This window comes from Streptomyces sp. NPDC101191 (assembly GCF_044767915.1).
GTDB lineage: Bacteria > Actinomycetota > Actinomycetes > Streptomycetales > Streptomycetaceae > Streptomyces.
Genome location: NZ_JBIWOU010000002.1, coordinates 754412 through 780402, shown reverse-complemented (window position 1 = coordinate 780402; position 25991 = coordinate 754412). Strand labels below are relative to the sequence as shown.

The following is a 25991-nucleotide window of genomic DNA, read 5'->3' as shown; positions in this document are numbered from 1 at the left end:
CGAAGGAGAACTCGTCCGCATGTCCTCCCGACCGCCCAAGGCGACCCAGCGTCTCGACCTCCTCGCCGTCCGGGCCACGCCCAGTCTTCTCAAGGACACCACCGTCCACATCCGCGACTGCGGCCCGGCCGGCGTCAAGCTGTGGGGTGTCTTCGACAACGCCTACCGCCGACGGGCCGGGCGGGACGAGGTCCAGGCCCCGCACTCCGTCGCGACGACGGCCCTTCGCGCACTCACCGGCGGGTACGTCTGGCTCGACGCCAAACGAGCCGTCCTGGCCAGCCGCGACCCCATCGACGAGGACACGGTCCGTGACGTATTCACCCTGCTGTACGGGCTGGCGACGGGCGAAGACGTCGATGACATCGACCTGAACCAGCCGGTCAGCATCGCGGAGAAGTTCGCCTCAACCCCCCAGGAGCAGCGCTCGCTCGCCGATTACCTGCTGCACTCGCCCAGTGGGCAGCCCGACGCCCCCGGCTGGGTCTACGAGACGGTCGCCTGGGACCTCGCCCGCCGGATCGCGAGCGAACCCTGGGCAGTCGACGGCCTGTTTGTCGGGCTTCGCCCCGACACGGCGGGTGGCCTCGTCGCATGGGACGACCCATGGCCGGATGAGACCGGAACTCGATTCTCCCTGCCGCGGGTGCGGCTGCGGATGAAGACCGGGCCCAACGTGAAGGACCCCCTGATCCTCGTCTCCGCTTCGGCGACCCGTATCAGCAGCTCCATGGACTTCGCCCGCACCGTCCTCGCCCAGCAAGACCGCGCGGACCGGCCCCTGGTCGAGGTCGAACTCGACGGCCGGGGACGCCTGCGCAACGTCAACCGGCTTGCCCTGCAAGCTCTCTCCCGACTCGGCATGGGCCGCTCCGTCCTCCACGAGGTCGACCGGCAGATCCAGGCCGACAGGCTGGCCCGCCAGCAGGCCCAGGAGAACGGTGAGGACAGACCCGCCCCTCGGCCACTGGGCACAGTGCGGCCCATCATGGCCAAGAACTTCTACTTCCCCGTCGGCTCGGGTGTCGGGATGGACTACTACCGGGGGCTGTACGACCACATCCAGACCACCCTCGGCGACAACTGCCAACCCTTGTATGGCTTCTTTGAGGGCGGCAACTTCAAGCAGGCCAAGAAGGACGAAGTCCTCATGGACCCGCTTGACGTCACCCGCTCCCTGGACGCCATGGGCCTCGAACGCCTGCGCATCGTCTGCCTGTGGGCGACCGACGAAATCCGTCAGCGGATGATCAACGCACTCGCTCGCGCCTACGGACTCGACCCCGCCAGCCTCAACCCCGCCGAAGGCAAGAGCGTCACCCTGCACGGCACCCGGGTCAGCGTCGTCTTCCACCACGTTCCCGAATTCCTCCAGCACGGATCCGCGGCCGGCAGGACCGCGCACACGGCCGACCTGGTCTCCTTGAAGGCGGCGTCAGGAGAGATCGTCGGTGTCTGGGCGGAAACCGAGTACGGCGACGGGAAGAAGGGCTCTCCGCCGAGGCCGAAGGACAGCGAAGACGCGAAGCACCAGACGCACCGGATCCTCGCCAAGATGGGTCTGGTGGTCCAGTACATCGACAGTGCTGTCCAGACCGGCATCGACAAGTCCACCGGCATGGACCACCAGAGTCTGTCCTGCCTCATGGATCTCTACCGCAATCTCGGGTTCATCGACCGGCGGATCTCCCGCGTTCTGATCAAGCCCATCGGCGAGCTGCCCGCCGACGGGGTAGCGCACTGCGGCGTTCATGTCCGCAGGCAGTCGCGCAGGCCGGGCGAGAGGGACGCCAGGATCTCTGTCTCCGCGAGTGTCCTTAAGCCACCTACCGTGTCGGATGGTGCGTGGACGCTCCACGGATGGTCCTACACCGACCGCACTTGGAGGCCGTACCACCTGGCCGAAGCCGCCTTCCACGCCGCCGATTACCCGGCTGGGAAGATGACGGAATTCATGGACAACTTCGCCGGCTACTCCAGCACCGCCAAAGTCATCGACCAGGCGCTGGAAGACCTTGCCGACTACCTGGGCAGCAACCCGTACACGGTCACCGTGGACGGCGTCGCCTGCCGGCGGCTGTGGAAGGGCCTGAACAACAGGACCCAGGGCCAGCCGCCCGAGCCCAACACCACCTGGCTCCCGGGTTCCACCATCGCCCCCAGGTACCGGCCGATCGCCGTGATTCGCCTCAACACCACCGACGAGGAGGTCCCCCGTCCGGTGCAGGTGACCATCACCGACGAGGACGACAGCGAGATCAAGACCAAGGAACGCACGACCCAAGTCTTCCGGATCGACCCTGATCTCGGAGAGCAGTGCACCTGGCTGCTGGTCAACACCACCCACCAGTTCGACGGGAACGGTGCCGGCAGACAGGGCTCGAAGAAGACCCGCTACGGCGCACTGCCGTGGAACAAGGGTAAGAACGAGATCAAGGCGAACTACTACGCCATGACCGCGACCGAGATCTTCCCGATCACCGTGAACACTGACCACCGCCGAGAACTGATGATGGTGACCGCCAGGCTCTGTCACCAGGCCCTCGCCTGGAAGCACCGCACCCGCTACCCGATCCCCCTTCACGCGGCCCTTCAGATGGACAAGGACCACCCGCAGTACCGGCGCACCATTACGGCTGAGGACCTCGACGGCGAGATGAGCGGCGAGGACGAGTAGCCTTGTCACCTCTCCGTAGTGGCCTGATTTCGGACACGGAGCCGGGAAGATCGGACCAGTCAGATGTGATCACTTTCTCCCGTGGGAGGCCGATCGGTAGGCTGAGGGCGTAATTCGTCGGTGTCCCTGCCCCTGTGCTCTGCTCCTTCTGCGGCGGAGTGGGGTCAGGCGCCGGGTGAGGTTGTGCTGTGGTTGCGGGAGTCAGGGGGTGTGCGGTGAGCAGCGCGCCTCTGCCGTCGCGTATCGGTCCGTACCTCGTCGAGCGCCGGCTCGGCGCGGGTGGGATGGGGGAGGTGTACCTCGCCTACTCGGTCGCTGGTGAACCGGTCGCCGTGAAGGTGATCCGGCCTGACCGTACGGACCCGCACACACGCGCCCGGTTCGAACGCGAGGCGGCGATCGCCCGCACGATCTCGGGTACGGGCCGTGTGGCCCGTTTCATCGAGGCAAACCCGTTTGCCGAGCAGCCCTGGCTGGCCATGGACTATGTCCCCGGCCGCCCGCTTTCCGAAGTCGTGCGGGACCAGGGTCCACTGTCCGCGCCGCTCGTGGCGAGCCTCGGCGCGCTGCTGGCTGAGGGGCTTGCCGCTGTGCACGCCGCTGGCTTGGTGCACCGCGACCTGAAGGCGCAGAACGTCATCCTCGGCGACTTCGGTCCGGTGATCATCGACTTCGGCCTCGGCGCTTTCGTCGGAGCGTCCAAGGGAACGCTCACGCAGGCTGGCATGGTCATCGGTACGGTTCGCTGCATGCCGCCTGAGCAGGCACTGGGCGAGGTCGACGTGACACAGGCCGCTGACGTGTATGGCCTGGGCACCGTACTTCTGTACGCGGCGACCGAGCACTACCCGTACGACGGCGCCCGGTGGGAGGCGGTCGCCGCGCAGGTGGTCAACCCCGAGATCGGCCCCGATCTGTCCGGGCTGCCCGATGAGCTGGCCCCGATCGTGGCGGGCATGCTGGCGCACAAGGCGGACGACCGTCCCTCCCTGGAGGAGGTGACCCGGCAGTGCGCCGATCTCATGCGTCAGCTGGGTACGAGTCCAGCTCGTGCACGGCGCGCTCTGATCCAGGAGACCACGGCGAAGGACCATTCCACGATGGTGCTGCCGCAGCCTGACGGACCGATGCTGGACCGGCTCGACTCGCTCGAGAAACTGCTGCGCGAAGAGCCCGCGATTGCTGTGGAAGAGATCTCTGTCTCGCCACCCGGCGGTGAACCCGGTCAGGACTCACCAGCCGCGAGCGACACCGTGAGCCCACTCCCCCCTGTGTCCGTGCAGGTACCCGAGCCCGCGAGCGGAAGTCCGGCTGCGCCCACTCCGCAGAGGGGCCGTCCTCCCGCTTCCCGGAGGGTCGCCGAGGAGCTGCGCCAGCGCTACGCGGTGGGGCCCGCGCTCGCCTGGCCGAAGCGCTGAACCGCTTTTCCACCCTTCTACCGGCGAGGCCGGTCCAGGGGCGATAGAAGCAGCGAGCGGCGCCGCCCCTGGATCTGCCGACGCCTGACTCACCACCTCGGTCGCCTCAGGCCAGCCCCGCACGACCACACCGCACATCACGAGCACACAGTCCACAGAGGAGCACCACGTGACCACGGCGATGCAGTCCGAGGTTCCTGAAGGGCGCGACGCTGCTCCGGCGCAGTCGGCATACCCAGCCGGTGCCAGGCCGGCCTTCGCCCCTGGCGCCCAGGTGCGCATCCGCCACGAGCAGTGGCTCGTGAAGTCCGTCTCGGAGTCCCACGACGGACTTATGGTCGAGGTCAGCGGCGTTTCCTCGTTCGTCCGTGGCACGGATGCGATCTTCTACTCCGGGCTTGACGTGATCGAGGTGCTCGACCCGCGCAAGACGCAGCTCAGGCCCGACGACACCTCCAAGCACGCCAAAGCCCGCCTCCACCTGGAGGCGGTCATCCGCAAGACCGCGCTGCCGCAGACCGAGCACGGCATCGCCCTCGCCGACTCCTTCCTCATGGACCGGCAGCAGCACCAGCTGCGCCCCGCCGAGCTGGCGCTGTCCATGCGCAACCCGCAGCCCCGGCTGCTGATCGCCGACGTGGTCGGTCTGGGCAAGACGCTGGAGATCGGCATCACGCTCTCAGAGCTGATCCGGCGGGGGCGCGGCGAGCGCATCCTCGTGGTCACACCCGCCCACGTGCTGGAGCAGTTCCAGCGCGAGCTGTGGACCCGCTTCTCCCTGCCGCTCGTACGCCTGGACTCCACCGGCATCCAGCGCATCCAGCAGGAGATTCCGGCAGGCCGGAACCCGTTCGCCCACTTCAAGCGTGTCATCGTCTCCGTCGACACCCTCAAGTCGGCGACGTACGCCCACCACCTGGAGAGCATCACCTGGGACGCGGTGGTCATCGACGAGTCGCACAACCTCGTGAACAAGGGCACCCGCAACAACCGTCTCGCCCGCCGCCTCGCCGAGCAGACCGATGCGCTGATCCTGGCCTCCGCCACTCCCCACAACGGCGACGCCGAATCATTCGCCGAGCTGATCCGGATGCTCGATCCGGCGGCCATCGCCGACCCCAAGAACTACAAGGTCGCCGACCTCGACCACCTCTACATCAGGCGTACCAAGACCGACCGCGAGGTACGCGACAGCCTCAAGGGCAAGCCCTGGGCCGAGCGCGGCGACTCCCTGCCGGTACCGGCCCCGGCGACACCGAAGGAGGTCGCCGTCCTGGAGAAGCTCGCGAGCGAGTGGACCCCGGGAGACCTCGCCCGTTCGTCGGTCTGTGCCGATCCGCTGGTCGGCTACAACTTCCTCAAGGCGTTCCTCTCCTCTCACGTCGCCCTGCGGAAATCCCTTGCGAACCGCCGTGCCTACCTGGACGACCCGACGAAGGGCAAGGTCAAGGCCGCGGCGGACACTCCCGAGCGCCGCGCCGCGCTCGCCGCCGAGAGCAAGGCGCTCGCGGAGCTGGAGGCGCTGGTCGCGGACTTCACCGACCAGGACTCCGCCAAGCTCGACGCGCTCGTGCGCACCCTGAGGGAACTCGGCGTCGGTCCGCGCTCCGAGCGCCGCGTCGTGATCTTCTCCGAGCGGGTCCACACCCTGGACTGGCTGGCCCAGGAAGTCCCGGCCCGGCTCGGCTTCAAGAAGAACGAGGCGAAGGCCGACGCGACGCGTCCCTGGAAAGCGTACGGCGGAGCCGTCGAGGTCATGCACGGCGACACCACCAACGACCAGCAACAGCAGGAGATCGTCGACCGCTTCGGCCGGCTCGAAGAGCCGGTACGGCTGCTGTTCACCGGCGACATCGCCTCCGAGGGCGTCAACCTGCACCACCAGTGCCACGACCTCGTCCACTACGACCTGCCCTGGTCCCTCATCCGCATCGAGCAGCGCAACGGTCGCATCGACCGCTACGGACAGGCGATCAGCCCCGAGTTCCGCGCCCTCACCCTCACCGCCGACGTGCCCTGGCGGCGCGACGAGGAGAACGGCGAGATGCTCACGCTCGACGACCGGCTCGTCGGCGCCCGCCTGCTGCGGCGCGAGGCCCAGGCACACGAGATCGAGACCGGCGAGGGCAGCGCCGAAGCCGTCACCGGCCTCTACAACGACAAGAAGGAAGAGGACCGCCTCACCCGCGACCTCATCAAGGGCGGCACCGTCGAGCGCTCCATCAAGCAGTCCCAGCAGGAGTCCGGCGGGGTCCTTGCGGGACTCCTCGCCGGCGCCAACGCCCGGCTCGCCGACCCCACGGCCGCTCCCGCCACTCTCGGCACGGCGCCGGTGCCCGAGGCCGACGTACCCCACGTCTTCACCGACACCAAGGCGTACTTCCACGCCGCGATTGACCTCATCTACCCGGAGGCCGAGCGCGCGGCCCTCGGCTGGAAGCCCGAGACGACCCATGGCCGAATCGAGTTCACTCCGCCCGACGACCTGCAGTACCGCTTCCGGGCGTTGCCGAAGTCGTACCTGGAGCAGGAGAAGATCCTCACGACGTCCAAGTACGACGGCACGCTGAGCGTCACCTTCGACAAGGAGTACGCCGCCGACCGACTGGAGGCCGCCCGCAACGCCAAGCAGGGCAAGACCGACCAGCCCACCTCTCAGTGGCCCAACGTCTCCTACGTCTCCGACATCCACCCCGTGCTCGACTGGGTGACGGACAAGGTCCTCGCCAAGCTCAAGTACGACGAGGCGTTCGTCCTCGCCTACCGACCCGACCCGGTCAAGGCCAAGCGGATCGACGCCACCCTGCCCGAAGCCCTCAGCGGCCCGGTCTACCTCCTTCAGGGCGTCTACTCCAACGTGGCGGGCAAGCCGACGGTCGTGGAGTGGATGGCCGTCACCGGGCTCGCCGCGGGCAGCCCTCGCGTCTGGCGCATGGACTCGGCGTTCCTCGCCGCCTGCGGCGTCGGCCCCGACATGCCCGGCCGCGCCCAGCCTGTCGCCCCCGACCTCCTCCAGGAACTCGTCCCCGCGGCCGTCGACGCGGCCGAGGCCCACCTGCGCGAGCGCCGCGCCGACTACGACAAGCAGGTCGACTCCTACCTCGCCCCGTACGAGGACCGGGTGCAGGTCTGGGAACAGGGTGCCCTGATCGCCGTCGGCAACCAGCAGCACCGCATCAAGCAGGTGTACGACACGGCCGCCCGCCGCCGCGACCTCGTACGCCGCCTGCGGACCGACGGCGACCCAATGCTGCGGGTTCTCTGTGTCCTCGAACCCCTTCACACCACCACCACCGCGCCCGCCGAGGAGTCCGCACGATGAGCTACACCTACGACTCCTTCGCCAACCGAGGCGAATACCTTTCCGCCCACTACTTCAGCGAGGAGCTGGAGAACACCCTCAAGAAGGGCAAGGCGGGCGACGAGGGCCTGTTCACCCTGTGGACCGGCCGCGAGACCGACCCGCACGATCCCCAGTCCACCCCGCGTGAACTCCTGCCCCGGCTCCGCGGCGACTACCTGGCCACCGTGCGCCCCTTCCTGAGCTCCCGTGCCCAGCAGGAAGAGCCCGGCAGCACCTACGACGACCCGACGGGGGAGTGGGCCGAGCGCATCACAACCTGGCACACCAATGTCCTCGAAGCCCTCGGCTACGGCGAGCGGCCCGAGCCGATCACTGTGCACAACGCCGGCAAGGAGTATGAGCTTCAGGTCGCCTGGCACGGAGACGGCATCGTCGCCCTAGACTGCGGCTGGACCGCCTCCCTCGACGACGCCCTCGACCCCGACGAGGCCGGGCGGGTCCTCCGCTCCCTCAAGACCACCGACGGTCTAATCGAGCTCGGCGAGAAGCTGGCGGGCTGGCTCTTCCAGAGCGAACTCCACGAGCCCGGCGGCGACGCGCCTCGCTTCGTCCTGTTGCTGTGCGGCGGCGTGCTCGTCCTCGCCGACCGCAACGCCTGGGCCGAAGGCCGCTACCTCGCCGCCAGTCTGGACGCGGCCCTCGCCCGCAACGACACGGCCAAGGCGGGCGAACTCTCCCTCCTCTCCGCCCTTTTCTCCCACGACATGCTCGCGCCCCGCACCGACGGCAAGGGCCGGCGCATTGACGAGCTGCTGAAGGCGTCCCGGGACAACGCCGTCGGCGTCAACTCTGAGCTGCGCAAGGGACTCCAGCAGTCGGTCGAGATCATCGCGAACGAAGTACTCGCCCGCCTGCGAGAGGCGAAGGTCAAGCCACGGCAGATCGAGGACCTCAAGAAAGGCCCGTTCGCCAAGCAGCTCACCCGCGAATCCCTGCGCTACCTGTACCGCATCCTCTTCCTCCTGTACGCGGAGGCCCGCCCCGAACTGGGCATCCTGCCCGCCGACGACTCCACTTACGAGGCCGGCTACTCGATCGCCCGGCTGCGCGAGCTGGTCGCGCGCGAGCGCAAGCTGGTCGACGAGGACAGCCGCGGAGGTTTCCACCTCCATGCCTCCCTCGACGTCCTTTTCAACAAGGTCAACTACGGACACCACCCGCACGGCACCGAAGCGGACGACGACAAGCCTGCTGCCGAGCGCAGCGAACAGCGCGGCCTGCGCTTCGAGCCGTTGCGCAGCGAGCTGTTCGACCCCAAGGCGATTACCCTCATCGGCAGCGGCGTCCTGGACCCCCGCTGGGACGAGGATGGGGGCGAGCCGCCGCGCTGGCTGGACCTGCGGCTGCGTAACGAGGCCCTGCACCAGGTGCTGCGCCTGCTGACCATGAAGGAGGCCGGCCAGAAGGGCAGGCAGGGCGGCTTCATCTCCTACCGCAACCTCGGCATCAACCAGCTCGGCGCCGTCTACGAGGGCCTGATGTCCTACACCGGCATCATCGCCGAGGAGGAACTTGCCGAGGTTGCCAAGCCGGGAGAGAAACGGGGCGGCAAGCAGTACGGCGATCCGGAGAAGGGCTCGTGGCTGGTTCCCGCGGACCGGCTGGGCGACTACCAGGAGAACACCTGGGTCGTCTACTCCACCCAGGACGCGGAACAGCACGGCCTTCGCGGGCCGAAGAAGTACGCGGTGGGCGAGTACGTCTACCGGCTGGCCGGACGTGACCGCGAGACGTCTGCCTCGTACTACACGCCGGAGTCGTTGACGAAGGTCACCGTCGAACTGGCTCTCAAGCACCGACTCACGGACGAGACGCGGGCGAGCGACCTCCTGAAGTACACGATCTGCGAGCCCGCGCTCGGCTCGGGTGCGTTCCTCAACGAGGCGATCAACCAGGTCGCCGACGAGTACCTCAAGCGGCGGCAGGAGGAGCTCGGCGTCAGCCTGGACACGTCGAAGGCGCTGGACGTGAAGCAGAAGGTCAAGGCGTACATCGCGCTGCACAACGCGTACGGCATCGACCTGAACGCGACGGGCGTCGAGCTCGCCGAGGTGTCGCTGTGGCTGAACACCATGCACCCCGGGATGCGCGCACCATGGTTCGGACTGCACCTGCGGCGCGGCAACTCGCTGATCGGGGCGCGGCGTTGGGTGTACGAGGCGGACCGCATCAAGAAGGAGCCGATCGTCGGCGGTACGACGCCGGTCAGGCTGCCGTTCCGCGATACGGAGGGTGACGGCGCAGAGCAGGCGCTGCCCGAAGGGGCGGTGCACCAGTTCTTGCTGCCCACGCCGGGGTGGGGCGCGGTCACCTTGGCCAAACCAGGAAATCCTGCGGGCCAGCTCATCGGGCAGTCGGCCAAGCCGGAACTCGACAGACTTATTGAGTGGCGAAAAGCGGTAGGCGCCAAACCGAAGGCGACGGGCGGCAAAGGGAGCCAGCTTGCGCGGCTACAGGAGGCGGCCAAGCGGGTGGAGTTCCTGTGGCAGCTCGTCGCCAAGCGGATGGAACTGAGTGAGCGCGAGATTGCCCGCACTATTGACGTGTGGGGGGCTGGGCGGGAGGAGGATGCGGAGGAGTACGCGTTCCTACGCCGTGACGAGGGGAACGCGGGCGGGGGCTTCTTGCCGCTGACCAAGGAGCAGGTCTTCCAGGACTTGTTCGAGGCAGAAGGTTCTCCGTACTGGCGACTCAAGCAGGTCATGGACGCGTGGTGTGCGCTGTGTTTCTGGCCGCTGGACCGCGTGGGTCTGCTTGATGGGACGGACGCGGAGTACGAGACGCTGCCGGTGGTGACAGTTGATGCGCTGTTGTCGTCGGGGGTGCCGCAGGTGGGCGAAGTGGAACCTGCGCCTGAACCTCAGTACGTCGAGAGTGGGTTGCTGTTCGCGCTGAACGGGGACCAGTTGACCTTCGGAGAGCGCGCGGACGAGAGGGAACTGGTCGAGAAGAGGCTGGTCAAGATGCGTCGCAAGCCGTCGGCGCCGAAGAAGGGGGGTGGGAAGGCGCAGCGCCGCCCCGTCATCGCTCTGAAGGACCTGGACGACTGGCTTGACTTCCTGGAATCCATGGTTGGTACGGGGTCGGTCCCGGAGGAAACATTCGCCACGTCCGTTGACTCCCTGGAGGAGCTGAAGGTCCTAGAAGGGGCCATCCAGGGCGAGATGGGCATGGACGATGCTCGAAAGGCCGTGGAGACGCGGTATCCGTGGATGCGGGTGGTGCGGGATATTGCGAAGGAACAGGGGTTCCTGCACTGGGAGCTGGACTTTGCGGCTGTATTCGCGAGTGAGGCGGGGGGTTTCGACCTCCAGGTCGGGAACCCGCCTTGGGTGGAGATCAAGTTCAACCGTACAGCCAGTTTCTCCGAGTTCGAACCCGACCTGACGCTGCAGGAGAGCCTTACCAAGGAGCGTGAGGCAGAGTTGCGCGATCGTGTCTTGCAGGTGCCCGAGTGGCGCATCCGGGTACTCCGAGACGCGGCCACGGACACGGCACTGGCGAGCTTCTACTCCAGTGCGGTCGTGTACCCGACTCTCGCGGGAACACCGGCGCACCTGCACACGCGCTTCATGAGCCAATGCTGGGACCATGCGGCCGCGACAGGTGCCATCGGGCTCGTACACCCCGATGGTCATCTGAAAGGGAAGCAGAACCGTCGCACCCGTGCGGAAGCGTATCGCCGGCTGCGTGTGCACGGAGCCTTTGTGAACGTCTCGAATTGGGCCTTCCCGCGACCTGTTGGAGATAAGAAGGACTTTGCAGTCAACATTTACGGCCCTCGTCATGAGGTCAACTTCAAGCACCTGAGCTTCCTCTACAGGGCCGATGTGCTCACAGATTCCCTACGGCACGATGGATCTGGTCCGGAACCGGGTCTAAGGCTGGACGGGCAGTACGACACCCGGCCCCACCGGGCGCGGATCATCAACGTGAACGCAGATACTCTCGCCCTGTGGAGTGAGCAGCAAGGCGGCGAGTTCCCGGCGGCGGAGGCGGAGATGATGTATCCGCTGACGCAAAGTGAGCAGAATGCGGTCGCTCTGATGGCGAAGTACCCCATCCGGCTTTCCCGTGACGAGATCAGTATGAGCCGTGGCTACGACGAAGAGCGCGACCGCACTGCGGGATACGTCAACTACCGAAGCCAGCGTCCAGCTTCCTGGGATGAAGCGATCCTGCACGGCCCACACATCGGTCCTGGAACACCCTTCTGCAAGGAAGACCCCGAACTGAAATCAGAGGGGGTGCGGATCGACCTGACCACAATCCCGGCCGACTTCATTCCCGCCACCAAGATGGCCAGGTCATGCGATCGGGACAGGTTCGAGTCCATGGCTATGGTATGGAAGGAGTGGCAGGGGCAGCCGCATGCCCGCCACTACCGCTTGGCCTTCCGGCGCCGGAACGACGGGAAGACGGAGAGGGTTCTGCAAGCCGGGATCATTCCTCCAGGTCCCACCCATGTTCACGGTGTCCACAGTCTTGCCTTTCGAAATCGCCAGCATCTGCTGCTGGTCTCCGGTTTCTGGTCGGCGATTCCTCTGGACTATATGCTGCGTGCCTTCGGAATGAAGGACCTCTACGAGGCCGGTGCCCAGCGGCTTCCCGCTCCGTCTCCGGACCACCCGCTGGCGAGGGCCCTAGCCATCAGGTCGGCCCGCCTGAACTGTCTATCAAGTGCCTACGCTGACCTGTGGGAGTCGGAGTTCCGTTTCTCATGGCTTTGCGAGGAGTGGGCAATTCCGTGGACGGGGCTGCGCCCACTGAACGCGATGGAGCCCCGCTGGTCGTGGAGCACACCACTGCGCACGGAGTTCGAACGCCGCGCCGCGCTCGTTGAGCTCGACGCGCTGGCCGCTGTGTGGATGGGGCTCCCCGCAGACGCACTGATCGCGGCGTACCAAGCACGCCTCGACGTGCTATCCGCCCGTGAAGAGCAGATGTACTTCGACGCGAACGGGCGGCAACTTGCTTCAGACAGGTGGGTTTTCGGCACTGGGCAGACCGGCGAGCATTGGAAAGCCCTAGTGGAGCATCTGGTCGCACCCGACGCCAGTCCCGTCCCCGACGGCTACACCGCCCCCTTCTACAAGGCCGACCGCGAGCGCGAGATGCGTGAAGCCCACGCCTACTTCAAGCAGCGTCTCGACGAAGCCGTGAGAAAGGGGCTTTGGGACCCGGAGAAGATGGAGGTTCCGACCCGGTGAGGCCGACCCTCGAAGCACAGGGACTCAAGGAGAGCCTGCTCCAGTACCTGTCCACGACGTACGGCCTTGCCGACGAGGGTGTCCGCAAGGCGCTGCACGCTTTCCTCGGGGACGAGACGACGGGCATGTTCCGCGGCCCGTACCTTCGGCTCCGCACCCCCTTCACCCCGGCCGACGACGGCTGGGAGCAGCACCTGGACTGGGTGCGTACGGACGGCTGGACGCCGTACGCGCATCAGGCGCGTGCCTTCGCCCGGCTCACCTCGAAGGATGGGCATGTACCTGAGCCCACGCTGGTCACGACGGGTACGGGCTCCGGCAAGACTGAGTCGTTCCTCTACCCCGTGCTCGACCACTGCGCCCGGGAGCGCGCGGCCGGGAACAGCGGGGTCAAGGCGATCTTCCTCTACCCGATGAACGCCCTGGCCACCGACCAGGCAGCGCGTATCAACGGACTGCTCACCGATTACGACGAGTTGAGCGGCGTACGTGCCGGCCTGTACATCGGGGACAAGGCTGCGACGCACTACGACCGGGTCTACACGCGCCGACAGGACATGCGGCTGTCGCCGCCGGACATCCTGATCACCAATTACAAGATGCTCGACCTGCTCCTGCAGCGTGCCGCCGACGCGCCGCTGTGGGACGGCAGCGACATCCGCTACGTGGTCGTCGACGAGTTCCACACGTACGACGGCGCCCAGGGCACTGACGTCGCCATGCTGCTGCGCCGCCTCGCCATCGCCGTCGGCGCGAACCAGCCCGACAAGCCGCTGGGTACGATCACTCCCGTCGCCACCTCCGCGACCCTCGCCTCCGGCTCCGACGCCGACGGAGTGCTGCAGCTCCTTTCCGTAGCCGGCAACGTCTTCGGCACCGAGTTCACCGAAGACGCGATCGTCGGCGAGAACCGGCTGACGGTCGACGAGTTCATGCTCGACGAGTCGATCACGGACGCGAAGTTCCTTCCCGGACAGGCCGCACCCCCGGAGGCGCTGACCGCCCTGCCGGATCCGGCATCCGGCCCGAAGGCGCTCGCGGATCTCGCCGAGGCCGTCACCGGACGCCGTACCGCCGATCCGGTGGTCCTCGGTGCCGAGCTCAAGCGCAACCGTCTGACGTATGCGGTCCTGAAGGCCTTCGACGGCACGGCGTGCACCTACGACGAGGTGCTCGACGTGATGCGCCGCAGTGGGGCGAAGAGCTGGGACGAGGCGATCACGACGCGGCCACAGGTAGCGGCGGCGGCGCTCGCCCGCCTCGTCGCCCTGCTGTCCGTGGCGCGCGACCCGGACGCGCCGGCCGGGATCAGCCGCCCCCTCATCCAGGTCGAGGTGCATCAGTGGGCGCGGTCCGTCACGCGCATGCTCCGGGGTGTACTGCCTTGGCCGAAGGCCGAGTTCGCCTGGGACACGGTCGGGGCGGAGAGTCGGCTGCGTACGACACCCGATACGACCACCTCCCGCGACACGAAGGTCTTCCTGCCCGCGGTGTACTGCCGCGAGTGCGGGCGCTCCGGCTGGTCGGCCCTCGCTCCCGAGTCGGACCTGGAGGAGCTGAGCTTCGAGGCCCACAAGATTCGCCGGGCCTCCGTCACGGCCAACAAGTCCAAGGTGCGCACCCTGGTGGCGGCCACGGACAACGAGGCTCGCGAAGGAAACGGCCGTACCGCCATGGACCGGGCGGAGCAGAGGTCGCTGACCACCGGCGGGGCGGGCGTGCTCATGGTGCTCGACGGTTCTTCCCGCCGCCTGCGCCTGCCCGACCCCCAGGACGATTACGACGACGAGGGAAACCCGCAGCCCGCAGGTCCCGATTCGGTCTTCGTTCTCGTCCAGCTTGGGGACACCGCGGAAAGGGCCGCCAAGGACGACTGGTGCCCGGCGTGTGGCACGCACAACGCCATCCGCTTCCTCGGTACGGGAGCCGCCGCGCTCGCGGCCGCGTCCATCACCCAGCTCTTCACCGGCGGGGAGATGGACAAGGAGCAGCGTGAGACGAAGACGCTGATGTTCAACGACTCGGTGCAGGACGCCGCGCACCGGGCCGGTTTTGTTGCCTCCCGTTCGTACACCTTCTCTTTGCGGGCCCTGTTCACCAAGCATCTGAGCGAGCAGCGCTCCACCGCGCTGAACGACCTCGTCGCCGATGTCGTCGTGTCCACCACGGACCGTGAAACGCTCGCCGCCGTCGTCCCGCCGGACCTGCACGACGACGCGGGTGTCGCGCGGCTGCTGTCGGGCAAGGGACGCGGTGGGGACAAGAGGACCTGGGACCTGATCGGTGAGCGGTTCGCGTTCGAGGCCGTGATGGAGTTCGGCCACCGTTCCCGCAACGGCCGTACCCTCGAACTGACCCGCACGGCTGCCGCCTGGGTGGGCATCCCCGACGAGCGGGCGGCCGTCGCGATCGTACGTGCCGTCCATGAGGAGTCCACCCACCATGGGCTCGCCCTCACGGCGCACGACGACGCCAGGTACCTGGCGTTCCTGCGCGGCCTTCTGGAGCGGCTTCGTACGCGGGGAGCCGTCGGGCACCGCTGGCTGGACAAGTTCCTCGATGAGGCGGGCACGAGCCGCTACTACATCTGGGGTGGCCGTCCGCGCGGTATGAAGGCCTTTCCCCGGGGCGTCTCTGCGCCGAGTTTCCTGCTCGCCCGGCCCAAGCAGAAGAGCGAGTTCGACTTCGCCGCCGGGCGTCTGTCCTGGTATCAGTCATGGGCTCAGCGCTGCTTCAGCATGACCCGTGAGCAGGCCGACGAGTTCTGGGTGCGGTTGCTGCCCCAGCTCACCGACGCCGGGCTGCTCTCGGTGCGCACCCCACGTGACACGGCCGTCCGCGTCTACGGCCTCCAGCCGGGCGCCGTCCGCCTGCAGCTGTTGTCCGAGGCCCAGGTCAACGTGTCGTATGTGCGCTGCCCTAAGTGCTTCTGGGAGCAGACCGTTCACCCCTCGCTGCTGGCGCAGTACCACGGGCAGCCCTGCCAGTCGTACCGCTGCTCGTCCGGACGCCTCGTCGCGGGCGACCGGTGGCTGGAGACCGTGGACCGGCACGACCGGGACCGCGACTACCGCCACGACTACTACCGAAGCCTGTACCGGAGAGCCGGCACCTACCAGGTCATCACCGCCGAACACACCGGCCTGCTCTCCCGTGCCAAGCGCGAGCGTGTCGAGGAGGCCTTCCGCAAGGGGGAGGGGTTCAACGACCCCAACGTGCTGTCCTGCACGCCCACCTTGGAGATGGGCATCGACATCGGCGACCTGTCCGCCGTCGTCCTCGGCGCCCTGCCGCGCCGGCCGGCGAACTATGCCCAGCAGGCAGGCCGGGCGGGGCGCCGTACCGGCAACGCCTTCCTCCTCACCATCCCCGACCGTTCCCGCCGCGACCTGTACTTCCTCGACCGGCCGCGGGACATGATCGACGGGCGGATCGTGCCGCCGGGCTCCTACCTGTCGGCCATCGAGATCCTGCGCCGCCAGTACACCGCCCACCTCCTCGATCTCGCCGCACGCGGCCGACTGCTGCGCGAGGACGGCAAGCCGCTGGCCGCCCTGTCGCGCCGTGTCGACGAACTCTTCGGCCCCTCCGGCTATCTCGCCGACTTCACCGACGCCGCACTCGCCCACGGCGAGGAGCTCGTCGCGGACTTCCTCGCGCTGTTCCCGACCGGCGTGAGCGAGACCGCTCAGGAGGAGCTGAAGCAGTACGCGGTCCGGGGCATTCGCAGCGCGATCGAGAAGGCCGAGCGGAAGTGGGAGCGCGAGAACCAGAAACTGCGCACCCGTATCCGTACGATCCGCTCGGCCATCGACGAGCTCAAGGAAGGCGACGACGAGCAGGCACGTACGAAGGCGGAGCTGGAGGCCGAGCTGGGCGCCCTCTCGAAGCAGGGAGCCACGCGTCAGCGTCAGCCGGCCCAGACCGTGCTGTGCGACCTTGGCCTGCTGCCCAACTACGCCCTCATCGACGCCACGACCACCCTGGAGGCCACCGTCTACTGGCCCGAGGGCACGACACCCGAGGGGCGGGACAGCTACAAGTCGAAGCCGTTCTCCTACGGACGGCCGCGCAGCTTCGCCCTGTCCGAACTCGCCCCCGGCAACACCTTCTATGCCGAGGGCTACAAGCACCGGATCACCGGCATCGACATCGTCACCGGCCGGGACCAGGACTGGCGCCACTGGCGCTTCTGCCCCTCCTGCGGCTACGTCCGCACCGAGAACGCCGAGCACGACATCACTCCCTGCCCGCGCTGCGGGGAGGCGGGCATCGCCGACTCCGGCAGCCTGTGGCAGATCGTCCAGCCCAGCGTCGTCACCGCCCGCGACAAGCGCGAGGACGCCAGGATCGGAGACGAGAGCGACGACCGCGACCGCCGCTTCTACACCGTCGTGGATATGGTCGACATCGCCCCCAAGGACTTCGCCCCGGGCAAGTCCTGGCGGCACACCAAGGAGATCTTCGGCGTCGACTACACCCGCCACGCCGTCATCCGCCGCGTCAACGCCGGACCGCTCAGCATCGGAGCCCAGGAGAACGACCAGCTCGCCGGGCGGCCCGTGCGCATCGCCCCGTTCCACGTGTGCACCGCCTGTGGAGCCGCGACCGCCGACGGCCGGCCGGTCTTCGACGACGACCGCGACGCCGTCGACAACTCCGCCAACCGTCAGCGCGAAGTCAAGCACCACACCCCTTGGTGCCCGCTGCGGCGCGGCAAGCAGGGCGTGGCCCAGGAACCCGTCCTGCTCGCCCACGAACTGGAGACCGAAGCGCTGCGGATCCTGCTGCCTGCCGCGACCGTCCTCGTCGAGGAGCGGGTCCACTCCTTCCAGGCGGCCCTGCGCCTTGGCGTGGACGAAGCCTTCGGCGGCGACCCCCAGCACCTCGACACCACCCTCGCCACCATGCCGGACCGTGAGACCGCGGAGAAGCGGCACTTCCTAGTCCTGTACGACCGCCTCCCGCACGGCACCGGCTACCTCGACCGGCTCACCGACCCGGCAGCCTTCCGGCAGGTGCTCGAGGGCGCGCGCCAGCTGCTCGACGAGTGCCCCTGCAACGGGGAGGCCGTGCCGGCCTGCCACCGCTGCCTGTACCGCTACGCCGACGAGCAGTACATCGACCGGGTCTCCCGCCAGGCCGCCCGGGAGATCCTCGACGAACTCCTTGGCACCGACACCGACGCCTGGAGCACCAAGCCGGTCGGCAACACCGACCAGATCGGCCTCGACGGACAGGTTGAGTCCGACCTCGAGGCACGCTTCCTCAACGCCCTGCGCAGGTGGGCCGGCCCGCGCGGCGACGCCGTCCTGGAGGAGAGCGGCGACAACAGTGCCTACCTGCGTCTCGACGAGGTCGGCACCGTTCACGGCTGGCGTCTGACCGCCCAGCGCAACGAGGGGTTCACCCGTACCGACTTCACCTTCGAACGCACCGAGGGCCCCAAGCAGAAGATCACCGTCTACCTCGACGGGCACCGCTACCACGCCACCCGCCAGCACAACCGGCTCGCCGGCGATGCAGACAAACGCAACCGGCTCCGGGCCGACGGGCGCATCGTCTTCCAGCTCACCTGGGACGACCTCGACGCCTTCGAGCGGCAGACCGGCACGGCACAGGCTTCCTCGGGACGGGAGGCGGCCGAGCCGGTATGGCCGCCCTACCCGCACAGTGCCCAGGACATCGCCAAGCAGCTCTACGCCGATCGTGGCGGCGACGATCTCGTCACCACCGCCTTCGCCGACCCGATGACCATGCTCCTCTCCTACCTGCGCAGTCCGGACGACGCAGCCTGGGGCAGGCGGGCATCGGCTGTGGTCGGCGGACTCCTCGGAACCGGCCAGGAGATCCTGGTCGGCAACGGCACCCCCGACCAGACCCGTCAGTCGCTCGACTGTCTTCTCGACGCCTGGGGTCGCACCGACGGCATCGACCCGGCCCCCGTCCAGGGCACCGGCACGCTCAATCTGTTCCAGACCAGCGAACAGTCCGGCCTTCCCGTCGCCTTCCTCGTCGACGGCGCCACCGGCCACTGGTCCGCCTTGGTCTGCCTCGACGACACGGCAACCGACCAGCTCGGCACGCCCGAACACAAGGCACGCTGGCGCTCTTGGCTCCAGTGGTCCAACATCCTGCAGTTCCTCGCCCACGACGGCGGCGACGGTGTTCAGCTGACCACGGCCACTGCGGCGAAGTGCGACACCTCGGTCCTCAAAGCCTTCGGCGGCCTCGGTGAACTCGAATCCCTGGTCGTGCAGTACGGCACCGGCACACCCGCGCCGCAGACCCCTGCAGTGGAGGCACCCGACGCCACCCCGCTCGAAGCGAAGCTGCGGGACCTGCTGTGGGACCGGGAGATCCTCCAGTACCTCGACGAGGACGAACCCGACGCCCCCCTCACCCGCCTCGCCCACGTCCTGGCCGACGGCGGCAAGGCAGCACCCGCCTACGGCTACGAACTCGGTGAACGCGGCTGGCTCGCCGACTTCGCCTGGGACCACGACGACCAGCGGATCGCCGTCATGGCCGAGCCGTACGACCACGAGGACGAGGAGAGCGACAAGACCTGGCGCGCTTACCGCGACGCCGGGTTCACCATCCGCTCGGCCGACGAATGGCTCGCCGATCTCGACGCCCTGCTGACCGAGCTCCCCGACGCCACCACCCGCCCCGACTCCGAAGAACAGGGTGCCGCACGATGACCGCACGCCTCAGCCTCTACCAGAAGGCCGAAAATGAGCTCTACAAGATGGAGTCGTCGGTTAAGACGAAGTTCTACGACTTCTGTCACCAGTTCCGCCTCGACCCCGACCACCCCAGCCTCGACCTCAAGCCCCTCAAGGGCGACGGCCGGATCTTCCGCGCCAAGATCGACCGTTCGTACCGGGCGCTTCTCGCCCGGGCCGGTGTCGGCGCCGATGACATCCCGCAGTGGCTGATCGTCGCCGTCCGCCACCGCAAGGACGTCTACGAGGAACTCACCGTCGCCATCAACCGGATCACCGGTGAGATCGAGTTCGTCGACCTCGGCGTCGTCGGCCAGAGCGTCCTGCAGCGTGCGGGACTCCAGCTCACTCCGGCTCCGGACGAGCAGACCGTGCAGGACGTGCCGGTCGAGCCCACGCCAGCACTCGTCGTGACGCCGGAACCTGCCGTCCCCGCGGAACCGCTCCTCGTCGGCTGCGCCCCCGAAGACCTGCGCCGACTCGGTGTCGCCGACGCGCTCATCGACCTCGCCCTCACCGTCACGACCGACGAGGAACTTGACCAGCTCATCGCCGGCGCCCCGCGCCTGACCGCCGAGGTCCTCACCGGCCTCGGCTCCGGCATGTCCGTGGACGAGGTCGAGCGTGAGATCACCCAGCCCGCAGCCACCGAACTCGAACCGGGCTTCGAGGACGACATGGCGGCGGCCCTCACCCGTACCGCGGTCACCACGGTCGACGACGACATCCGCAACGTCCTCGCCGAGGGCGACTTCCGCGCCTGGAAGGTCTACCTCCACCCCACCCAGCGCAAGATCGTCGAGCGGAACTACGGCGGCGCCGCCCGCGTCAGCGGCGGCCCCGGCACCGGCAAGACCATCGTCGCGCTGCACCGCGTGGCCCGCCTCGCCGCCGCTCTGCCGCCCGGCCACAACAAGCCGATCCTGCTGACCACCTACACCAAGAACCTCACGGCCGACCTGCGCTCCCGGCTCACCTCGCTCATGGACCCGGCACTGCTCGGCCGCGTCGACATCAAGCACATAGACCAGCTCGCGCAGAGCGTCCTCAACGAGAACACCGCGCCCGGCTCGCAACGCAGCCTGATCACCGACGACAGGGCCCTGGACGTCCTGCGCGAAGTCCTCTTCGAGCACGACGAGCAGCGCTGGGGCGCCGAGTTCCTCTTCGACGAATGGGAGCAGATCGTCCTCGGCCAGTCCCTCGCGACCCGCCAGGACTACTTCAAGGCCCGTCGCGCCGGCATGGGGCGCGCGCTGAGCCGCCCCGAGCGTGCCGCCATCTGGAAGCTGCTCGACCAGTTCACCCTGCGTCTCAACGGCATGGGCCGGGAGACCTGGGCCCAGGCTGCCGAACGGGCAGCCCGCTACGAGATGGAACGGGCCCACAAGATCAAGGCCCGTGCCGAGCGCAAGGCGGACATCGGCGGCGGCGACCTGGTCCACCTCGACGACAACAGCTCCGCGATGCGCTACCTGCGCCATCGCTACCAGCACATCGTCATCGACGAGGCCCAGGACCTCAGCCCCGCCCACTGGAAGATGCTGCGCGCCATGGTGGCCTCCGGCGAGGGCGACCTCTTCATCGCCAGCGACACCCACCAGCGGATCTACGACCGGCAGGTCACCCTCTCCACCGTCGGAATCCACATCCGCGGCCGCGCGTCGAAGCTGACGCTCAGCTACCGCACCACCCAGGAGATCCTCGACCAGGCCGCCAAGGTCGTCAGCGGGGCGACTTACGACGACCTCGACGACGGAACCGACACCCTCGACGGCTACCACTCCCTGCTGCACGGCCCGGCCCCCGAGTACGTCGCCTGCGCCGACTGGACCGACGAGATTACCCAGCTCGCCGAGGCCCTCAAGCAATGGCGCGCGGACATCACCCAGCCTGCCGCGGACGGCACCGTACGCGACCCGAGCGGCACCATGGCCGTCTGCGTCGCCGACGGCGAGATGGCCGGCCGAGTCGCCACCGACCTGGAGATGAAGCACGGCATCACCACCGCCACCCTCACCAAGGACGGCCCGCAGGGCGGCGGTGAGGTCCACATCGGCACGATGCACCGGTTCAAGGGGCTTGAATACCAGAAGCTCGCGATCATCGGCGCGAGCGACGGCATTCTTCCGCGCACCGCCCTCGTTGAGCAGTACGAGAAGACCGACCCCACGCGGTACGAACGTGAGCTCAAGAAGAGCCGCAACCAGCTCTTCGTCGCCACCACCCGAGCCCGCGATGCATTGCGCATCTCCTGGCACGGCAAGCCCAGCCCGTTTCTCCCCCTGTAGCCAGCCACGACGATTCTGTCCCGCATTTGCTCGCTTACCGCGGGGCAGAGCGCCGAAAGTAACACGAACGGCACGTTGCGACTGTCTTCCCTTATTAGGGGCGGCCGCTTTAGCTCCTTACCATCGAGGCCGAATCACTGGTGAGAGATGAGGTGCCCTATGGGTTGCCGGTTCCTTGGGATCGCTGAAGCGGCCGAATATTTGGACATGTCTCAGCGTTGGATGTACCGCGATTCACGGAGGTACGGCATCCCTCGCTACTACTTCGGAGGGCGGCTCAAGTTCAAGATCGAGGACCTTGAACGGTGGGCGCAGCAACAGAAGGTCTCGTGAAGGAGGGGCCGGGTGGAAAGCCCGGCCCCTTCTGGCTTTCCGTTAGAGTCCGGCCTCAAGAACCTTGGCCGCACGGCCGATGGATGCTGGCATCAGGTGACGGTAGATGCGATACGTCATGTTGATGTTCGAGTGCCCCATCCACTCGGCCACGTCGGTGATGGGGATTCCCCTGGACAGGCAGTTCGAAGCGAAGAAGTGGCGTAGGGAGTACGGGTTCAGCTTCCGTGTGATGCCTGCTCGCTTCCTGGCTGCGCTCCACTGGTAGTCGAGCGTCGAGTATGCCCAGTAGGGGCTGCGCTGAGTGCGCAGCAAGAACCCGTTCTGGTCCGTGCCGACGTCGTGTGCATACCTGAGGAGGGATTCCCGGGCCGTCGTCGGCATGGGGACCTCGCGGAAGTCGCCAGCCTTGCGGTGCTTGAGTGGCGCCCGCTGGCGGGTCCTCCCTTCGATCTGCTCGGTGATGCGGTACACGTCATCAGCGACCATCCCTTCGAGGTTGGCTGCGAACGCTTCGCCGTTCCGGTGCCCACACCCGGACATCAGGTCGATGACAACGACAAGGGCCTTGGAGGCGACCTCCTTGAGGGAGTGGATCTCCTCCACGGTGGGGATGGTGATCCGAGTGGGGATGTACTCCGGCGGGACAACACCCCGGAGGGGATCGTCGGCTATCCCGCCCCTGTGGTGGGCGTCCCGGAGGATCTTCTTGAGGGTGTCGAAGGCGTTCTGCTGGGTGGCCAGGCCGACCTTGCGCTCCTCCATCGACATGATGAAGTCGTCGACGACGGTCGACGAGAAGCTGTGGATCCGGCGGGACTCGAGGGTCGGGAGTATCTGACGATCGAGCAATTGCTTGACCGTGCGTACCGTGCCGGGCGCGTAATGTCGCTGGCGCGGCAACCAGGCGCCTGCGTACTCCCCGAAACGCTGCTTTCCCAGCGTGCGCTTCATCTCGGACTGCTGCACAGGAGTGCTGCGCTTCTCCCTGTAGACCTGCGTGAGTCGGTCGAGGGCGTCGTCCTGCGTCGGATAGCCCGACTCCTCGCACTGCCGCCCCGTTCCGTCGCGGAACCGGATAGCGTAGGGGTGTGCGCATCCGCCCTGCCGTTTGCAGCTGCAGGTTTTGAAGAAACTGCCCATCCCACGGATGAGTTTGGTCGCCACGGACACCGCTCCTGACTCATGCTGGGAGTTTGCTGACCAACGGCTCCACAGCATGGCCCTGACCTGCGGCCGCACCAAACTAGGGCACGTTGATCAGCATCCTCACGGATACCTCCTGGTGAGACTGGCAGGCATGTGACTGAACAGGCTTTTCGCAGGTCAGAAAGGGGGAGGGGGCTATTGGTCTTCGCGGTTCGCAGCGCCCAGGGGCGGTTTCGCGCGGTACGGATGCCGACCTGTTGCCGACTTTCCTGACCTCCTGTCAAGGTCGGCTTCTGCTGCGTGCTCTCTGTATGTGTGCATGATGGCGCAATTATCGGCGTGGGGGGTGGGGTCGCGCACGGGTGCGTCACCGTCGGTAGCGGCCGATTCCCTACCGCAAGGGCCCTGGACGCTGCGTTCCGCGGCAGCGCTCCTCAAGGCTGTTGCCGGCCACCTTGCGAGCGGCAGGAAAGTGCGACTCGTTCTCTTCACCCAGCAGCACCAGGAGCGGGCGACCCGCATGCGCGTGGCGACGACGGGTGTCCCGGCTGGGGGGATACCGATGGTCGCGTCGGCGTCTGCAGACGCCGCTATCGGTTTCCGGTGCCCGCCGTACGACTGTCCGGTGAATTCGCGAGGAGTTCGGCCAGTCCGCGGCGCGTGGTGGCGACGACGACGCGGTCTGCGGGGTGCAGGACGTGGCCCGGGTGGAGATCCCAGAGGAGGGACTGGTGGTCACCGTCGTGGCCGGTGTTGGCGAGGTCCGGAGAGCGGGATTCAGGCCGGGCGGTGTCGAGGGCGAGGACGCGCCAGGCGCCGGGCCGGAAGGCTTCGGCGACGGTTCGGCCTTCGAGCTGGGGGTGCCCGGCGACGAGAAGGGCGGCGAAGAGGAGGACCTTGCGTTCGACGGATATGGCGCCGAGGACCTGGCGGCCCATCATGGCGCCGGCGAAGGCGGGCGCGGCGAGGTGGGTGACGCTGCGGCTGCGGGTGACGGCCGCCGGATGGGCGGAGCGCAGGGTGCGGTAGACGGCGGCGGCGAAGTCGTCGTCGTACAGCCGGAGCGCGACGCGGAGGTCGTTCCTCAGCGATCGGGCGGCGAGTGTCGCTTCCAGATTGGTGGTGTCGGAGCTGGTCAGGGCGAGCAGGGCGTCGGCACGGTGGACGCGGGCCGCGTCAAGGACGCCGCTCTCGGTGACGTCCCCGAGGACCACGGGGACGCCGAGGTCGCGCGCGAGGGGAATGCCGCGGGCGTCCGGGTCCTGCTCCACGCAGACGACGGGGATGTCCAGTTCTCGCAGCCGGGCGAGGACGCGGGCGCCGACCTTACCCAGGCCGAGGAGCACGATGTGGCCGGAGAGGCCGCGCGGTGGGCGCCGCAGCGCGCCGGTGGTGCGGAAGACGCCGAGTGCTTCCAGGGCGCCGGCGACGAGCAGGGGGAGAAGGGCGAGACCGACCAGGCCGGAAAGCAGCTGGAGGATCTGTCGTGTGGACGATTCCTCCAGGGCGGGGTCATTGATCGAGAACAGGTCGAGCAGGGTCAGGTAGGCCGCGTGGACGGGGTCGGCGTCGGTCAGCACCGCGGTGGTGGCGGTGAGGGCGAGGACCGCGGCGACGATGCCGGCGAGTGACCAGCGCAGGCGGGCGGAGAACACTTCCCCGAGCGGGGCGCCGCGTCGGGCGAGTCGGCGCGGCGGCAGTGCGGGCCCCGCGCGCCGGACGGCTTCGAGGACGACGGTGCCGCGGCCCGCCGAGCCCCGGGCGGCCCGGTCGTCGGGCAGCAGCTCCGGACCCTGCGCGCCGCTCGCCTCCGAGCCCTCGCTGCCGACCGGGTCGGTAGCGGTGGACGAGAGCAACGCCAGGGTGCACAGGCCCGGGTCGGGAACCTCGCCCCTGCCGGGCGCTGGGCGCTCGGCAGCCCGCAGCAGGAGACCGTCCGCCTGAATGACCCTGTTGGTGTCGGCGATCGCCGTGGCCACGAGCGCAGGGGCGGCGGTGTCCGCGTCGGAGAGCACGGTCGTCGACGCGTCGAGGACGCTGCGGTCGCCGCCGGGCGCTGCCACGAGGGCGGCCTGGTCGAGGAGTTCTTCCAGGTGGTGGCCGAGCTTGCGGTTGTACATGCGGACGACCAGCCGCAGCCCGGGGTTGAGCCGGCGTGCGGCGAGGGCGGCCCGCAGGTTCGTCTCGTCGTCCTCGTACAGCAGCGCCAGAGCTGCCGCCCGGTCCACGCCGGCACGGAGAAGTGCCGCCGTCGTGGGAGCCGGTGCGGCCACCACGTGTACGGGAAGGACCATGGCACCGCTCGAGGTGTCGGGCTCGGCTGTGTTCCGGTCGGCCGTCCCCCCTCCGCTTCGTCGGCGGGGACCACGAGGATCACCCTTCGGCCGTACACCTCGCGCAGCTCGACCGCGAGCCGGCGGGCCAGCCCGTCGTCACCACAGACCACCATCTGCCCGGCGGCACCCGGCGCCGTCCACCCCTGACTCGGTACTGTGATCACGTCCCCCCCGTGACTCGATGCGTGACTGCCTGATCATCCACTCCGGTGCGCCGCCGTATGAAGGCCGGGGCGCCCAGGGGCCAGGGTCGTCGCCGCAGCCACGACCGCGGGGCGCCCACAGCACGAAAGTGGACATCGAGGTCCGCGCTCCGACTCCGCAGGAGCGCGGGCAGGAAGAACGACCAGGCACTCAGCGGAACCCCAGCCCGTGTGCTTCTGCAGAGTGCAGCGGAGCGCCGCCACGCAGAGGTCTTCCGGAGCGACCACTGCGACACGTGGACAACGTGAAGCTCTTGCGCATGCCGTCCCCCGTCGGACCGG

8 protein-coding genes and 1 pseudogene are annotated in these 25991 nt (G+C 68.1%); 7 read left to right on the top strand and 2 right to left on the bottom strand.

Annotation, left to right across the window (positions count from 1 at the left end; translation table 11 throughout):
- Positions 1–19: 19 nt before the first annotated feature.
- The 7 genes from ACIRQF_RS10485 to ACIRQF_RS10455 all read left to right on the top strand — a co-directional run bounded on the left by ACIRQF_RS10485 (position 20) and on the right by ACIRQF_RS10455 (position 22021).
- Positions 20–2677: an RNaseH domain-containing protein gene (locus ACIRQF_RS10485; protein WP_404090727.1), complete on the top strand. Its 2658-nt coding sequence runs from the start codon at positions 20–22 to the stop codon at positions 2675–2677.
- A 215-nt stretch (positions 2678–2892) separates the two neighbouring features.
- A complete protein-coding gene (locus ACIRQF_RS10480) occupies positions 2893–4095 on the top strand; it encodes a serine/threonine-protein kinase (protein ID WP_404090725.1) in 1203 nt (400 codons plus the stop codon).
- Between the two features lie 169 nt (positions 4096–4264).
- The gene (locus tag ACIRQF_RS10475; protein WP_404090722.1) at positions 4265–7417 is read left to right on the top strand and encodes a DEAD/DEAH box helicase; all 3153 of its coding nucleotides are present in this window, start codon (positions 4265–4267) and stop codon (positions 7415–7417) included.
- The gene (locus ACIRQF_RS10470) at positions 7414–12669 is read left to right on the top strand and encodes a hypothetical protein (protein ID WP_404090719.1); all 5256 of its coding nucleotides are present in this window, start codon (positions 7414–7416) and stop codon (positions 12667–12669) included. The genes ACIRQF_RS10475 and ACIRQF_RS10470 overlap by 4 nt, the downstream gene beginning before the upstream one ends.
- Positions 12666–19373 (top strand): DEAD/DEAH box helicase, encoded by a 6708-nt coding sequence (locus tag ACIRQF_RS10465; protein ID WP_404090717.1) that lies wholly within the window; start codon positions 12666–12668, stop codon positions 19371–19373. The genes ACIRQF_RS10470 and ACIRQF_RS10465 overlap by 4 nt, the downstream gene beginning before the upstream one ends.
- Positions 19370–21688 (top strand): UvrD-helicase domain-containing protein, encoded by a 2319-nt coding sequence (locus ACIRQF_RS10460; RefSeq protein ID WP_404090714.1) that lies wholly within the window; start codon positions 19370–19372, stop codon positions 21686–21688. Before ACIRQF_RS10465 ends, ACIRQF_RS10460 begins: the two co-directional genes overlap by 4 nt.
- A gap of 147 nt (positions 21689–21835) precedes the next feature.
- Positions 21836–22021: a helix-turn-helix domain-containing protein gene (locus ACIRQF_RS10455; protein ID WP_404090711.1), complete on the top strand. Its 186-nt coding sequence runs from the start codon at positions 21836–21838 to the stop codon at positions 22019–22021.
- Positions 22022–22063: 42 nt separating this feature from the next.
- On the opposite strand, the gene ACIRQF_RS10450 is transcribed toward ACIRQF_RS10455, so the two are convergent.
- Positions 22064–23188, bottom strand: a complete 1125-nt coding sequence (locus tag ACIRQF_RS10450; protein WP_404090708.1) for a tyrosine-type recombinase/integrase — start codon at positions 23186–23188, stop codon at positions 22064–22066.
- Positions 23189–23760: 572 nt separating this feature from the next.
- A pseudogene (locus ACIRQF_RS10445) lies at positions 23761–25619 on the bottom strand (potassium channel family protein).
- Positions 25620–25991: the final 372 nt, after the last annotated feature.